The sequence below is a fragment of the Limosilactobacillus caecicola genome (genome assembly GCF_943192935.1).
Lineage (GTDB): Bacteria > Bacillota > Bacilli > Lactobacillales > Lactobacillaceae > Limosilactobacillus > Limosilactobacillus caecicola.
Genome location: NZ_CALPCI010000007.1, coordinates 37,057 through 50,316 on the forward strand (window position 1 = coordinate 37,057; position 13,260 = coordinate 50,316).

26 protein-coding genes, 1 tRNA gene and 1 pseudogene are annotated in these 13,260 nt (G+C 41.0%); 22 read left to right on the top strand and 6 right to left on the bottom strand.

Features of this window, described 5'->3' with window-relative positions; all coding sequences use genetic code 11:
- Nucleotides 1-147: 147 nt before the first annotated feature.
- The 4 genes from NFR43_RS08235 to NFR43_RS08250 all read right to left on the bottom strand — a co-directional run bounded on the left by NFR43_RS08235 (nucleotide 148) and on the right by NFR43_RS08250 (nucleotide 1,953).
- A complete protein-coding gene (locus NFR43_RS08235) occupies nucleotides 148-747 on the bottom strand; it encodes a hypothetical protein (RefSeq protein ID WP_251548269.1) in 600 nt (199 codons plus the stop codon).
- A gap of 22 nt (nucleotides 748-769) precedes the next feature.
- Complete coding sequence (locus NFR43_RS08240) at nucleotides 770-1,123, bottom strand: transporter (protein WP_251548271.1); 354 nt, start codon at nucleotides 1,121-1,123, stop codon at nucleotides 770-772.
- Between the two features lie 62 nt (nucleotides 1,124-1,185).
- A complete protein-coding gene (locus NFR43_RS08245; protein ID WP_309295938.1) occupies nucleotides 1,186-1,611 on the bottom strand; it encodes an ImmA/IrrE family metallo-endopeptidase in 426 nt (141 codons plus the stop codon).
- 9 nt (nucleotides 1,612-1,620) lie between these two features.
- Nucleotides 1,621-1,953 (bottom strand): helix-turn-helix domain-containing protein, encoded by a 333-nt coding sequence (locus tag NFR43_RS08250; protein WP_251548275.1) that lies wholly within the window; start codon nucleotides 1,951-1,953, stop codon nucleotides 1,621-1,623.
- A gap of 155 nt (nucleotides 1,954-2,108) precedes the next feature.
- Between NFR43_RS08250 and NFR43_RS08255 the strand changes: the two genes are divergently transcribed.
- Nucleotides 2,109-2,324: a helix-turn-helix transcriptional regulator gene (locus tag NFR43_RS08255; protein ID WP_251548277.1), complete on the top strand. Its 216-nt coding sequence runs from the start codon at nucleotides 2,109-2,111 to the stop codon at nucleotides 2,322-2,324.
- A gap of 242 nt (nucleotides 2,325-2,566) precedes the next feature.
- Here NFR43_RS08255 and NFR43_RS08260 read toward each other — a convergent pair whose 3' ends face one another.
- Nucleotides 2,567-2,794 carry a hypothetical protein gene (locus NFR43_RS08260; RefSeq protein ID WP_251548279.1) on the bottom strand — a complete coding sequence of 76 codons (228 nt, stop codon included), beginning with the start codon at nucleotides 2,792-2,794 and terminating at the stop codon, nucleotides 2,567-2,569.
- A gap of 68 nt (nucleotides 2,795-2,862) precedes the next feature.
- On the opposite strand from NFR43_RS08260, the gene NFR43_RS08265 reads away from it, so the two are divergent.
- A complete protein-coding gene (locus NFR43_RS08265) occupies nucleotides 2,863-3,180 on the top strand; it encodes a hypothetical protein (RefSeq protein WP_251548281.1) in 318 nt (105 codons plus the stop codon).
- Nucleotides 3,181-3,263: 83 nt separating this feature from the next.
- Complete coding sequence (locus tag NFR43_RS08270) at nucleotides 3,264-3,434, top strand: hypothetical protein (RefSeq protein WP_251548283.1); 171 nt, start codon at nucleotides 3,264-3,266, stop codon at nucleotides 3,432-3,434.
- On the opposite strand, the gene NFR43_RS08535 is transcribed toward NFR43_RS08270, so the two are convergent.
- A complete protein-coding gene (locus NFR43_RS08535) occupies nucleotides 3,367-3,513 on the bottom strand; it encodes an Arc family DNA-binding protein (RefSeq protein WP_309295939.1) in 147 nt (48 codons plus the stop codon). The two genes, NFR43_RS08270 and NFR43_RS08535, sit on opposite strands and share 68 nt — an antisense overlap.
- 130 nt (nucleotides 3,514-3,643) lie before the next feature.
- On the opposite strand from NFR43_RS08535, the gene NFR43_RS08275 reads away from it, so the two are divergent.
- The 19 genes and pseudogenes from NFR43_RS08275 to NFR43_RS08365 all read left to right on the top strand — a co-directional run bounded on the left by NFR43_RS08275 (nucleotide 3,644) and on the right by NFR43_RS08365 (nucleotide 13,251).
- A complete protein-coding gene (locus tag NFR43_RS08275) occupies nucleotides 3,644-3,778 on the top strand; it encodes a ribbon-helix-helix protein, CopG family (RefSeq protein ID WP_251548285.1) in 135 nt (44 codons plus the stop codon).
- On the top strand, nucleotides 3,778-4,080 hold the full coding sequence (locus tag NFR43_RS08280; RefSeq protein ID WP_251548287.1) for a hypothetical protein: 303 nt from the start codon (nucleotides 3,778-3,780) through the stop codon (nucleotides 4,078-4,080). The genes NFR43_RS08275 and NFR43_RS08280 overlap by 1 nt, the downstream gene beginning before the upstream one ends.
- 222 nt (nucleotides 4,081-4,302) lie before the next feature.
- The gene (locus NFR43_RS08285) at nucleotides 4,303-4,617 is read left to right on the top strand and encodes a hypothetical protein (RefSeq protein WP_251548289.1); all 315 of its coding nucleotides are present in this window, start codon (nucleotides 4,303-4,305) and stop codon (nucleotides 4,615-4,617) included.
- Complete coding sequence (locus tag NFR43_RS08290; protein ID WP_251548291.1) at nucleotides 4,607-4,840, top strand: eL24 family ribosomal protein; 234 nt, start codon at nucleotides 4,607-4,609, stop codon at nucleotides 4,838-4,840. Before NFR43_RS08285 ends, NFR43_RS08290 begins: the two co-directional genes overlap by 11 nt.
- Before the next feature lie 11 nt (nucleotides 4,841-4,851).
- Nucleotides 4,852-5,349 (top strand): host-nuclease inhibitor Gam family protein, encoded by a 498-nt coding sequence (locus NFR43_RS08295; protein ID WP_251548293.1) that lies wholly within the window; start codon nucleotides 4,852-4,854, stop codon nucleotides 5,347-5,349.
- A gap of 11 nt (nucleotides 5,350-5,360) precedes the next feature.
- A complete protein-coding gene (locus NFR43_RS08300) occupies nucleotides 5,361-6,176 on the top strand; it encodes a Sak single strand annealing protein (protein WP_251548295.1) in 816 nt (271 codons plus the stop codon).
- Entirely contained in the window at nucleotides 6,176-6,862 is a 687-nt protein-coding gene (locus NFR43_RS08305; RefSeq protein ID WP_251548297.1) for a putative HNHc nuclease, read from the top strand. Before NFR43_RS08300 ends, NFR43_RS08305 begins: the two co-directional genes overlap by 1 nt.
- Nucleotides 6,855-7,325, top strand: coding sequence for a single-stranded DNA-binding protein (gene ssb / locus NFR43_RS08310; protein ID WP_251548298.1), 471 nt, complete (start codon nucleotides 6,855-6,857; stop codon nucleotides 7,323-7,325). The genes NFR43_RS08305 and ssb overlap by 8 nt, the downstream gene beginning before the upstream one ends.
- Nucleotides 7,326-7,336: 11 nt before the next feature.
- Nucleotides 7,337-8,233, top strand: a complete 897-nt coding sequence (locus tag NFR43_RS08315; RefSeq protein WP_251548300.1) for a DnaD domain-containing protein — start codon at nucleotides 7,337-7,339, stop codon at nucleotides 8,231-8,233.
- A 12-nt stretch (nucleotides 8,234-8,245) separates the two neighbouring features.
- Nucleotides 8,246-8,545 carry a hypothetical protein gene (locus tag NFR43_RS08320; protein ID WP_251548302.1) on the top strand — a complete coding sequence of 100 codons (300 nt, stop codon included), beginning with the start codon at nucleotides 8,246-8,248 and terminating at the stop codon, nucleotides 8,543-8,545.
- A complete protein-coding gene (locus NFR43_RS08325; protein WP_251548304.1) occupies nucleotides 8,542-8,820 on the top strand; it encodes a hypothetical protein in 279 nt (92 codons plus the stop codon). The genes NFR43_RS08320 and NFR43_RS08325 overlap by 4 nt, the downstream gene beginning before the upstream one ends.
- Nucleotides 8,817-9,329, top strand: coding sequence for a DUF1064 domain-containing protein (locus NFR43_RS08330; protein ID WP_251548306.1), 513 nt, complete (start codon nucleotides 8,817-8,819; stop codon nucleotides 9,327-9,329). The genes NFR43_RS08325 and NFR43_RS08330 overlap by 4 nt, the downstream gene beginning before the upstream one ends.
- A gap of 2 nt (nucleotides 9,330-9,331) precedes the next feature.
- Nucleotides 9,332-9,496, top strand: coding sequence for a hypothetical protein (locus tag NFR43_RS08335; RefSeq protein ID WP_251548308.1), 165 nt, complete (start codon nucleotides 9,332-9,334; stop codon nucleotides 9,494-9,496).
- 33 nt (nucleotides 9,497-9,529) lie between these two features.
- Nucleotides 9,530-9,802, top strand: a pseudogene (locus tag NFR43_RS08340) (SAM-dependent DNA methyltransferase); the annotation flags it as partial.
- 127 nt (nucleotides 9,803-9,929) lie between these two features.
- Complete coding sequence (locus NFR43_RS08345) at nucleotides 9,930-10,367, top strand: ArpU family phage packaging/lysis transcriptional regulator (RefSeq protein ID WP_251548310.1); 438 nt, start codon at nucleotides 9,930-9,932, stop codon at nucleotides 10,365-10,367.
- 323 nt (nucleotides 10,368-10,690) lie between these two features.
- A tRNA-Asn gene (locus NFR43_RS08350) sits at nucleotides 10,691-10,763 on the top strand.
- 322 nt (nucleotides 10,764-11,085) lie between these two features.
- Nucleotides 11,086-11,277 carry a hypothetical protein gene (locus NFR43_RS08355; RefSeq protein WP_251548312.1) on the top strand — a complete coding sequence of 64 codons (192 nt, stop codon included), beginning with the start codon at nucleotides 11,086-11,088 and terminating at the stop codon, nucleotides 11,275-11,277.
- A 176-nt stretch (nucleotides 11,278-11,453) separates the two neighbouring features.
- Complete coding sequence (locus NFR43_RS08360; protein ID WP_251548314.1) at nucleotides 11,454-11,960, top strand: terminase small subunit; 507 nt, start codon at nucleotides 11,454-11,456, stop codon at nucleotides 11,958-11,960.
- Entirely contained in the window at nucleotides 11,947-13,251 is a 1,305-nt protein-coding gene (locus NFR43_RS08365) for a PBSX family phage terminase large subunit (protein ID WP_251548316.1), read from the top strand. Before NFR43_RS08360 ends, NFR43_RS08365 begins: the two co-directional genes overlap by 14 nt.
- Nucleotides 13,252-13,260: the final 9 nt, after the last annotated feature.

Here is a 13,260-nt window from a genome sequence, read left to right on the forward strand (position 1 = left end):
TTACCTCCAATCTGTTATAATTGAAGAGTTGAGTGGTTTAGAATTCAACTCTTAGTCCGTTCTCTGTTGCCGCAGGGGACGGATTTTTCGTACATACGTTCTAATATGCCTGTTTTTAAACCGCCCCGAAATGAGGCGGTTGTTTTGTTATTTTTTAATTAATTGAATACCTTCTAAGTCTGAATTTAGGACTTCCCCACGATGGAGAGTTTGCGTAGTTTTTGTAACTTGACCTAAATCACTATCTGCATCAGTACCCAAAATTTCGTTAATTCCTTTGTCACTTGAGAGGTTGCCTGAACCGGCAGTAGCTTTAATGGTATAGCGACCTGGCTTAATGTCCTTCCCAACAACCCATTGACCAGCTTTTAAATTTTTCTGATATGATCGTTTGGTTACCGGTGTGAAATCAGTAGCTTCAATTCCGTCAATCTTAACTTTAGCGCCTTTTTTTAGATCCATTGTGTAAGAATCAATTTGACCTAAATCGTCATCGGTGGAATCTCCTAGGATAATATTTAAGTCATTGCTCCCAGTAACATTGCCGGAACCACTTTGCGCAGTAATAGTATAGCGACCAGGCTTAATGTCTTTTCCAACCTTGAATTCTCCAGACCCTAGTGTTGTTTGGGTGGCTTTTGCGAAGGCTATTTGACTATTTGAATTGATGGCTACAGTGTCTAGCGTAGTAATTCCAGTTAAGAATGTAATTCCACAAATTGCTAGAAATTTTGCTGATTTTTTCATTGTATACTCCCCCCATAATTAACTATTTAGTTTTTGCAGGATGTTGAAGCATAGTAAATACAGTCGCGATGATAAGTACAACTAAGGCAGGAAATGCCATTGCCGCAGTCAAACCGAATAAAGCACTACCAATAATTCCTAAAATAGGCCCTACTAAGGAAATTCCCACTTTCTTTGACTTTATTAATGCAATGATATTCAATACAACACCAATCCATGCCATAACATAGAAGAATGTTGCGGTACCACCAGTTGCATTTGTACCACTAAATGCATCTGAGAATGCTGTACCAAAAATAACGAACCAAGAAACACAGAACAAGACACAATTGATGATGTCAAAAATGCCTGTCCACATATTAATCTTTAACTTCATAAAGATTAAACCTCCTAAATATTATTCAGCTTTTAATGACTTCAGTATTTGGTCATAAAAAATCAACAATTAACGTAGTATTCTTTGACTTGTTCTCTGACGACGTTATCCAGGTATCCCGGAATCATATACCGCTGTTCGAGATTGGTTACATTAACCACGTCTTGATCAACCTCAGCACAGTAGGAAGGGACTAGTAGTTTAACTGCTCCGACATTAGCTTTGTATTCAACCGAAGCTTTGCCTGTAAAAGAAGCGGTGTAGAAGCACAAGTCTTCCGGCTCGCCATTAATGATATGGGATAATTCGTGAGCTAATTGAAACGCGATCTCTTGCGGACGATGCCATCGGTTATTCATACAGACAATCCGAGTGTCAACACGGCAAGCGGGAGGTGTATAAGGGCTTAGCACACCGGCCCACTGTACATCTATATGATTATCCATTGCCACATGTAGTAACTGCCAAATCATATCTTCATTCGACATTTTTATCACCTACGCTTTACCACCACGAAGAATTCGTTTCATGTATTCGAGGTCTTCTGGTGGTATTTGTTTTCCTTCATAAGTAAAGATGACATCATCATCAGCGAGGTCAGCGGTTTTAGATTCGTTTTGTTCCTTGTTACTGCCATTGAGTAGGTAGTCAGTCGTAACGTTGAATAAGTTAGCTAACTTGGATAGTGTTTCCAGGTCCGGTTCTCTACGTCCATACTCATAATTAGCGTATGTGGGCATACTATTTAGGCCAATAGCCTTTGCTACGTACGTTTTACTCCAGCCTTTATTTTCTCGAAGATTTGTTAATCTTTCGCTTAATGCTGACATTTTGTCCAACTCCTTTTCCTTTATAATACAACAGTTAAACAAAAAGGCAGTTAATTTAGACAAAAAGTTTAGAAAAAGCATTGACTTAGCCAATATGACCATGTATTATAATATACGTAAGTTAAACATAACGGCTAACAGAGAGGAGGGGTAACGTGACAACCGTTTTAAAAAATGATGCTTACATTCTTCTTAAACATGAGATTGATAGTCGGGGGATCAAGCGCAAGTTCATTGCTAACAAGATCGGTATTTCCCCAAACTATCTTGGTCAAGTATTGAACGGGTCCCGTACACTATCAACGGACGTGGCGATCAAGGCGAGCCAAGTTTTGGATCTACCAGTGGATATTTTTTTAAACAAAAGCTAGCCGTTTAGGCTAACTAGAAGAGGAGTGCGACATGAAGGCTATTAAATTGCAAATAAAAAAGCGAATAACCAAGCATCAAGAGCATGGTTATTCGTATGAATGCGATGCCCTAATTAATGGGCACAAATTAGGACATGGAGTAACCGATATTAAATTGGATATGAGAGCAGGCAATAAACCCAAAATACTCATCGAATGTATCCCTGACGAAATTGACTTAGATATGCCTATTGAAGATGTCGTTATTCGACATGTGGATTCCAAGAAGAAATATCGTAGGTAATATCTGCTAGACCGTCATAACTTATCTCAGATTCAACAAAGATTTTTGGATACTTAGCATGTAGGAAATTAACAGTATCCATGACATCTTGCTGATTGCATGCCGGTAGGTAAAAGGTCCCACGAACATCTTTGACATCATGAAGCTTAGCGATGATTAATTTGTTGATTGTAATATCGTAACTCATTTGTTTCACCTCCTTTCATTAGGAGATGGCTAAATTATAGCAAACAGCGTTGAAAGGAGCTGATACCCATGAGTGCACTGTTGGAGTTAATCAGAGAAGCGCCACCAGAGGATCGAGAAGCAGCGGCGAAGTTGCTTCGACCGTATCTGGTGTTCGAAAAGAAAAAACAGCAACCGGAAAGGTTGCTGTCAGTAAAAGAGTTCCAATCGAGAATGCCGGTTAAAAAACGGACGGATTGGATCAGGAACGACATGTTTATCCAAAACCCAGAACTCAAACAGTTCGCGTTCGGCTTGAACGCTGGAAAGGGACACCCGTTAAAGATTAGTCCACGAGCGTTAACTTGGATTGCTAAGCATCAAGACGACATTGATTGGAGGGGATGACATGGAATTTGTCTATTGTATTGGAACACTAAGCTTGATCGCAATTGCGGTCATCATCTGGAATTATTAAGGAGGTGATCACAATGAAGCAGTTAACACTAAGGCTCCCCGATGACCTGTATAAGGAAGTCAAGCGGGAAGCCGATGAACTGGGTATAACAATGAAAGATTTAATTCTGCTAATTCTTAATTCTTATTGTCTTTCTCAAGGTGTTCTTGGACTGCCACAAGTATCTCTTTCGACAGTGGCCTAAAGTTCTTTTCTGCTAGTTCCTTAATATCTTTGTACATCTCAACAGGCATTCTCATGGTAAAGTTTTTGGTTTCTGCCATTTTAATTCACCCCTTTTTGAATATCATATACCAAAAAGATACCAAAATGGGTATTGATACCTGAGAGGTATCATTATATAATAAGTGCATAAGGTATCAATAAGGTATCAAAATAGGAGGGGAGATCAATATGACAAACTTCACTTTAAGATTGCCCGATAACCTAGCCAAAGGGATTCAGCAATTATCGGATAGAGATGAGATTACAAAAACCCAAGTTATCAGAGATGCAATCAAGGAACACTTAAAAGGGAGCAAGAACTAATGGCAATGACAGAAGAACGAGTAAGAGAAATTTTCCGCGAAGAATATGAGAAGCAGTTTGGGCCAAAGACTAGTCCTGAATGGACTAAGCTTCGTAAAGAAATTATTGATTACTGCAAACAAGAAAGACCGGAATCAACTAAGTGGTACAACTTGCAACAGCAAATTTATACGGTAATTAGAGCAACGCTTGGTATTCACCGGATCGACAAGATGACTGATGAAGAAGTACCGCAAGCTCGTAAAGCATTTGAATTTATTAAGCGACAACGAGAGGAGGTGAATAATGATGAAATTTCTTAAAGCTGGATTCTATACAACATGCGGCTGCCTAATGGTGCTATTTCACCGTGAAGGCCATGAAGTCCTAATGAGTTGGACTTTTATTGTTTGGCTATTTCCTTTCGCTTGGGATATTGCCATGACGATGACGCCATTTAAGCACACAAAAAAAGGCGCTAGTCGCTGGCACGACTAACGCCAAATTAAACAGTAAAAGAAAACATTTTACGAGGTAATCATATCATGAAATATCTAACTTGCACAAGTTGTGGTTGCACAATTGGCATTGATCAAGATAGCAAAGATGACCGCTATTGGTATGCCAAAAGGGAACCAAGCGAAATTTTCTGTAGTAAAGAGGAAGCGGCTTATTGGTATGGGTTTAAAGATGTCGATCAAGCCGTAAAGCTTTTAAATCTTCAATGCGGCTATGCTAGTGAGGTTTATCAAGACCAGCAAGATGAAGAAGAATATGAGCGATTGCGGATCATGCGAAACCGCGATGGCTATGTTGATAGTCACTACTTAGACGCAAGGGGTGTATATGTTGGCTATTAAGATTACATGTGCTGTCTGTAAGCGTGAAAAGCTGGTAAATACTTGGCGAGATTATTATCAGTTTGACGGTCAGCAATTCTGCTCAAAACAATGCGCTGACAAGTACCAACGGGAACGGACCAAACGCGATATTAGCTACTATGAAGGCAGTATGGACCAAGCAGGCAAGTATAATTATGAAGTTTCTAAACAACGCTATGCGGTTAATGATTTGCCACTCTAGGAGGGTTAACGATGACTGAAGAAGCTACACAAGAAGCAAAACAACGCTGGACAATTGAAAATGACGATGCCTTGAAGTGGACGTTGGATAAAATTCGTTCCTTACAGCTTTATCAAGCAGCTAATACTAAACATGCCGAAGAAGTTCAAAAACGAACTGATAAAGCAAACGAAACATTGCAAAAGGATATTGATAATCTTACACAACTTGTTAATGAATACACGCAACCGAAGTTTGATGCTGACCCTGAATACAGATTTGAATCGACGTCTGGAAACATCACTTTTGACAAGCAACGTGATAAGTGGAATTACAACACGGCGATGTTATTAAAGCAGCTAGAAGGTACCAAATGGATCAAAACTAAAGAAACCCGTTCCGTTGATAAGACGGGAATTAAGAAGAACTTCAAAGTGCAAGACGGCAAAGTATTCAATCCCGAAACGGGCGAAGTGCTCAAAGGAATTAATGTCGTTCAAGGAACTAAACAAATGAAAATCAAATTTTAGGAGGTGGCAGCATGACTGAAACCAAAGACGTGTTTAAGACACTATCTAACGTTGACGTGTCTAATCACATTGACGTAATCAAAATGAAGAAAAGTCCGGCTTTAAAATATGTTTCGTGGTCTTGGGCTTGGAGCATGGTTAAAAGCCGATATCCAGATACACCAACACCAAAATTTACGAATTATCCTGAAATGATCATGGTCACTAAGCAGGAAGCCTATAAGAAATCATATGGCGACAAAGAATATACCCGTTATCGAACTGTTGTGGTGAAACATGAATTAACGGGGCGTGAAGTTCCGTACTTGAATACACCAACCGGGACAATGGTGGAATGCACAATCACGATTGCTGATCATGATTACACCGAGTCTCTGTATGTTATGGATAACGCCAATAACGCCGTAATCAATCCAACTATGCAACAGATCAACAAGACGCAAAAACGTTGCATGGTGAAATGCTTAGCAATGGCCGGACTGGGGCTTAACTTGTACGCTGGTGAAGACTTACCAATGGGCGATATTAATTCCAATGATCAGCAACAAGCAGCGAAAAAGGCGGCTAACAATCAGCAACAAGCCGAGTTTAATAAATTAAAGCAGCAATACGCTGATTTGATTAAAGAATTAGTTGCCACAACCAAACGGAACGCTAATGTGATCGAAGATCAAGCTAAGAAACGTTTAACCGCTGCTGATCCTAACTGGGCGAAGAATAATGCAATGGCTCAAACGGCAGTTATGAACGCTATGTTAGAGAAGATGCTTAGTGAAGCCAAGGGCGGTACTGATCAACAACAAGATATGTTTGCGGAGAATGATTAGTGTTTGGATTTATTCGTAAAATTGTCGGGCGCTTTATGATTATCTGCCTTAATGATGATCCAGACTTGACTAAGTTACTGAAATACAAACGCAAGGGCAAACATATCAGAGTAAAAGTGGAAGCGATTGACGATCGACAAATAAGTGATGATCAGCGTAAAAAGATTTTTGCCCTGATTAATGATTTCTGCAACTATACCGGAGATGCGCAACATGACGCTGAGGAATATTTTAAATTTCGTACTCAAATGAGTTTCGGGATTGAATATTTCCACTTGTCCGATTGTTCAATGACGACGGCTAATCAAATGATCTTAACCATTCTAGATTTCCTATTTGAGGAAAATATTCCATTCAAGCTCAAAACATGGGAATCCATTCCGGATGAGTTCCCAAAGCAAGTTCTAGCGATGAAAACACGCTCGTGTGTTCTGGACGGCAAACCGAATGCCGACTTGGCTCATTACCGAGTTGTCGGCATGGGACGCAATCGGCACGAGATTGATGAACGCAAAATGTACTTCATGAGTTTGTGTCGGGAGCACCATACCGAGCAACACAAAATCGGGATTAATTCATTCGTCAAAAAGTACCACATTAAGCCCGTTAAATTATCAGATGAAGACCTAGTAAGATTTCACATCTTAACCAAGAAACGATTAAAGGAGTTACAAGCAAATGATTAATCGAGTGGTATTAACTGGACGTTTAACCAATGATCCAGAGCTAAAGTATACAAATCAAGGCACCGCCGTTGTTGCCTTTCGCTTAGCTGTAAATCGTCAGTTTCGTAACCAAGACGGCAGTCGTGACGCTGATTTTATTAACTGCGTTGTTTGGCGTAAGTCAGCGGAAAACTTTGCTAATTTCACACATAAAGGCTCACTAGTTGGGATTGATGGGCGGCTATCAACGCGTAACTACGAAAATAAGCAAGGGCAGAAAGTCTATGTAACTGAAGTTACTGTTGAGAATTTCGCTTTGCTGGAACCGAAGAACAGTAATCAGCAAAACAACTACAACAATAATTTCAATACTAATCAAACAACGTTCAATCAGCAGGGCGAAAATGTCGATCTAAGCGCGTTACCGTTCAATAACGATGAAACTAACGGAAGTGCAGCAGATATTGATGACGTGCCATTTTAGGAGGCTAAATCATGAATCCAACTATCAATAAGTTTCTACTAGATGATACGCCAATTGTCGTACAACCAAAACTTGCGGAATTGTTTAAGTCGTTAGATGAAGCGGCCGTTTTACAGCAAATCCATTACTGGGTTTCACGTTCAGATAAGGTTCATGATGACCTGAAGTGGACTTATAACACGATGGAAGACTGGTTAAAACAATTTCCATGGATTAAAAGCACTCGCACTTTGAAGCGTTATTTTGATGATTTAGTTGATAAGGGAATTCTTAAAGTCGGCAATTTTAACAAAGTTAAGTTTGACCGAACGAAGTGGTACACAATTGATTATGACGCATTTTACGATTTCGTCAATCGAGGTGGACAAAATGTCCAAATGGAAGTGGACAACTCTACCGGATCCAATCAGACAAAGTTGCCGGATCCAAGTGGACAGAATGACTCGACCTATACCTTAGATTACCCTGATACTAACACTGATATTAACCCTGAGGAGCAGGAGCCGGCATCGAAAACCGATAACCCATTCCGACTAGCCCAAGAATTAAACATCAACGTCAACGGTGGTACGCATTCGCAAATCTTTATTGACTACGTTAACCGACTAGGAGCCGGTTTGGTTTGCTATGCCCTATACCAGACTGATAAAGCTGATCGTCCTGGCTGGAATTATCTGCTCTCTATCTTGAACCGACTAGAACATGAAAAAATTAAGACAGTTCAGCAAGCCGAAGAACAAGACCAGCAACGGCGCCAACAGAATAGGCGTCGGTCATATGGCCGACAGCCAAGAGTGGAAACATTACCCGAATGGGCTAAGCCTGGGTATAAGCCACCAAAACCATTAAAAAGCAAGCCAGCCTTGTATTCTGATGGTTCCAAGATGCCGGAAATGCCGAAATACTAAGGGGGTGCCATCATGTTTGATTTCACACCACGTGACAAAGTGACAAAAGAGCAATTGCAGGACAGCAGCCAAGAACAATTGGAATTGCTGGTTGAATCACGGGTTAACTTCATGGATATGCGCCGTCATACCTTAATGGCAAAACAGGGATATTATCGGCTGCAGGAAGTTAAACCGCCACTGAACGAAAAGCAACGGGCCTGGTTTAAAGAAAAGCCGATTACAATTCAAAAAGCGGTCTGGGCTTGTAAGGTCTGTGCTGAGTATCTTGAATATTGCGATGGGCTCAAGAAAGAGAAAGAAACGGCATGAAATATAAATATTTTAAATACAAGGTTGAAGCGATGGGGTTTGTAGTGAACTTTAAGCCATTCGGTGCTACCGAAGTTCGTAACAAGCAAGGCCAATGGTTGGCTAGTGTGTGGGGGCAAGTTCCATACAACTTCATGATCAACCAAGACTATTGGGATATGAAGTTGTGGGGAAGTGAGGAAAAGCGGCGTCTTCTATGTCCGTTAGTAATGCAGCTTGCTTCAACAGAGATTAACAATCGGGGAAGGTTTCCTGTAAGCGAGGTAGCGTCATGACGTACACGAACCGAAAGGTCAAGATGGATGGTTACAGGCTGGATTCCAAGAAAGAAGCTAGGTTTTACCAAAGCTTTATCAAACCAAGCGGCCAACGCTTTGAAGTCCACCAGCCGTTTAAGCTTGTCGAGAAGTTCCCGTTAGGTGGCTATAACCAGAGCGGGGTAACGTATACTCCTGATTTCGTCACGATAGATGATGACGGGAACATCACCCACGTTTATGACGTCAAGACTTCACTTAGTCCGCTGGGGATTGATAACGGTGCTAAGGTTCGTTTTAAATGGTTTCAAGCCCATTACCGCTTACCGATAGAGATTGTGGTACCACGAACCAACGATTTCAAAATGACACTGTACGGTTTCACAGTGAAGACAATGCTGGACCGTCACGTTAAGCATAAACGAGATGGTTCAATTAAAGTCAACAAAAAGGGAAACCCAATGTATGACTACTACAACGTCTACAAGAACATTAACTATGACATTCGAGAGATTGTGGGGTGGTAGAGATGACGATTGAAGAAGCACAAAAGTTGATGGACGAAGATAAGCCCGTAAGCTATCAAGGTAACCAGTATCTGATTGTGGGGGTTAACCAACTCAACGATACGGTGACCTTAAAGGCCGGGCGAATCGGCAAAGATGTGAAAGTGAGTGAGTTAGAAAATGGGTAGTCTTAGTCAAGTCAAAATTGAATACGATATTGGTTAACTATTTTCACTTATGATCCTCGTAGATATTGGTATCAAGTGGAAGAGATGTCAGATCGAGCAATTCCGTTTTTAATCTTTAATATGGCTATTAGGGGGATGAATGGCGTAGTTACTCAATGTGATTCGCTAGAACGAAAAGCTAAAGAAGTTTATTTTATCCGGAATGATAGTGATAATTTTCTAGGCTTTAGTGAGGTAATTAAAATGCCACATACTGAAGATGTGGAGAAAGAATTGAATATTCATGAATGGGTTACGAGCTTTTAATAAAAAATCAGTGCAAAATCTGCTGAAATTGCACTGAAAAAGAAAAAGCCACCACGATGGGTGACTCTCGCGAAGATTTAACATGTCTATTATATCACTATTAACTATACGATACGGGGGTTAAATTGTGGAGGGCTTACAACTTACTATTTTCGATAAATATGTAGACAAGAAGGCGACTCAGGAGAACGTCAAGCATTTCTTGCAAGATGAATACCCTCGTATGCAGCGCATGGCTGGACGGGATAACACGGGAATTAGCTCGCCAAGCATGGACGGTATGCCAAAAGGAAGTAATTACGGTAATTCGGTGGAGCGGCGTTTAGTGCAAAGCATTTACGCTAAGCAAGTGGTCAGAGAGGTTCGAAGCGCCATTAATGATTGTGACGCATTCAGTAGTAAGGTATTGACTATGTTATATTTAGAAGGTCGATCTGACACGCAAACTTATTTGGAGATTGGGTATCAAGAACGAAACTATTACAAGCGGATTAAACCTAGGGCGTTACTTGAATTTGCAGAAGCTTACATGTTAGACGATTTAAAAATTTACAAAGTGCAGTGAGAGTGCAGTGCATGTGCAGTAAAAGTACGAAAAACGGGGTTATGATATTAACATCGGAATAGTAAGTAACCGATGAAACCCTTGACCTGAACATGTCGTTAAAAGGTTCAAGACCAGTAACTACGTGTGGGATGAAGTCGTAACAAGTATTACCTCCTTAAAGGAATAATAAAAAATTAAAACTGGTGTTTCTGCTGGTCTAGCACCGCCTGAACCAAAAAGCCCGTTGCTTAGCTTTCACAGGTTTAGAAGCAACAAACGTTAGCAGTCGTGGAACACTGCTAATTATACTTGGTAAAAGGGACAACTCTTTTGCTAAGTTTGTACACATAGCTCAGTTGGTAGAGCACCTGACTGTTAATCAGGATGTCGCAGGATCGAAGCCTGCTGTGTACGTTGCCTATGCCAATCGTAGGCAAGTGCCGGGTTCCTCTGGCGAGGACATGGTTGCGCCGAAATGAATGAACCATCAATGATTTTTAAAGTGGATCGTTTTGGTCGACTATTTTAGGCGATCAACTTGGACCACTGAAACAGTTGACCAACTCGGTCCTGATATAACTGTGAAGAGTAGATATATAGTAGGAGGCTCCCGATGGACGTCAGAAACAGATTGCTCGCCCTCTGGTGGGCTGATTATATCTACAGAAAGATTAACAACGAAGAAGCTCGTGATCACGACTGGTGGTTACTGGCTTTTTTGTTTGGGGGGGAATAAATGATTATAAAGCGTAAATTGGCTGACGGGCGTGTTATTACTTATCAGGGCAGGCGCGGTGAATTAATGAGGCGTGACGGTTGGCATGATGAAAATGTCAATAATATCACGTATGGAGAACGATGTATGCCTTTTGAAGATGGGGCATGGGTACATGCCTATAATGATGATGGTAAACGAGTTTGTTGGTAATTGCTAATGCGAAGCACGAAACAGTACGGTTTAGTTAATAGCTGGCAAGAACACCAAGCGTTGGTTAAGGCGGAACACACTTATGAAAAACTACATAAACAGAGTAGGCCGTCATATTCCAAGAATGTGGCGGCTTTTAGTTTAGCTGATAATAAACGGAGGTGTGGTGAGATGACATGAGATTAACTGCAAAGCAGCGCTTATTTGCCGATGAATATATTAAGAGTGGAAATGCTACGCAAGCTGCTATTAAGGCTGGGTATTCAAAAAGAACTGCAAAACAAATAGCTACCGAAAACCTATCAAAACCTTACCTAAAATCATATATTGATAAAAAAATAGCTGAGATTGAATCACATAAGATTGCAGACGCTAAAGAGGTACTTCAATTTTATACTCGAGTGTTACGTGAGGAAGAAACAGAAGAAGTTGCCTTACCAGCGGGTGATGACGTAGTTACGATAGAAAAGAAGCCGAGCTTTAAAGACAGGCTGACTGCCGCCAAAGAACTCATGAAGCGATACCCGCTCAGTGATCCACTAGTTAAAGCACAACTCAAAAAGCTGCAGGCAGAAGCCGATACGGCTGAATGGAAACGGAACGAACTCACTGGTGAGAACGCCAACCACGAAAACACGATGTTGGTTGATGATATTGGAGGAATGAGTGATGGAGACAATTAAGCTAAGTCGAATGATTAATCCTCATTTTTATCCACTATGGAAGACTGACAAACCCTACATTATTGCTAAGGGTGGCCGTGGCAGCTTCAAGTCTTCGGTGATTAGCATGAAACTGGTAACGATGATGAAACATTGGACTCAGCTTAATAAGCGGGTTAATGCGATTGCGGTTCGCGAAAACGCCAGTTACTTGCATGATTCTGTTTACAATCAGATTATGTGGGCGTTGACGATGCTTAATCTAAACGATGAGTACAACTACTACAAATCGCCGTTACGCATTGTTCATAAGCGGACAGGGTCAACTTTCTACTTCTATGGTGGGGACGATCCTATGAAGTTAAAGTCGAATATCGTCGATAATGTAATCGCGGTTTGGTACGAGGAAGCAGCCAACTTCAAAAGCCAAGACATATTCGACCAAGCTAATCCAACGTTCATTCGGCAGAAGCCAGCATTTATCAACCACGTGACTGTGTTTTACAGCTACAACCCGCCAAAGAATCCGTATGACTGGATTAATGAGTGGATTGAGCAACAGGAACATGATCCTGATTACTTTGTTGATACCTCAACCTACCTTGATGATAAGTGGGGGTTTACCACTGATCAGCAGTTGGCTTTGATTGAACGCTACAAGAAGAACGATCCTGATTATTATCGTTGGCTCTATCTGGGCGAAGTCGTTGGACTGGGAACTAACATCTATAACATGGATACTTTTAATTCGTTGGATGAACTGCCGAATGATGACACGATTACTAATGTCTTTTACTCAGTCGATACTGGTCATGAGGTGTCTGCCACAACGTGTGGTGCTTATGGTGTAACCAAGAAGGGAAATGCTATTTTGCTGGATACTTATTATTACAGTCCGCAAGGTAAAGCCCACAAGAAGCCTCCTAGTGAGTTGTCTAAGGATTTAAAGCACTTTGTCGATAAAGTATCCGATTGGATTGGCAAACAGCCTACCAACATGACTATCGACTCTGCTGAAGGGGCGTTAGACAACCAGTTCTACAATGACTTTGGGATTCACTGGCATAAGGTAAATAAGCTGAAAAAGGTAGACATGATCGACCGTGTGCAGGACTTGCTAGCGCAGGGTCGTTTTTATTACCTGAAACGTCCAGAGAACGAAATCTTCATTGCTGAACATCGTAAATATCAATGGGACGAGAATACGTTGCAGAGTGATGATCCAAAGGTAATTAAAGAGGACGATCACACTTGTGATATGTTTCAGTATTTTGTCCGTGATAATGAACGGTTCCTAGGTTTGAAGTGGTAGGAGGTGAAG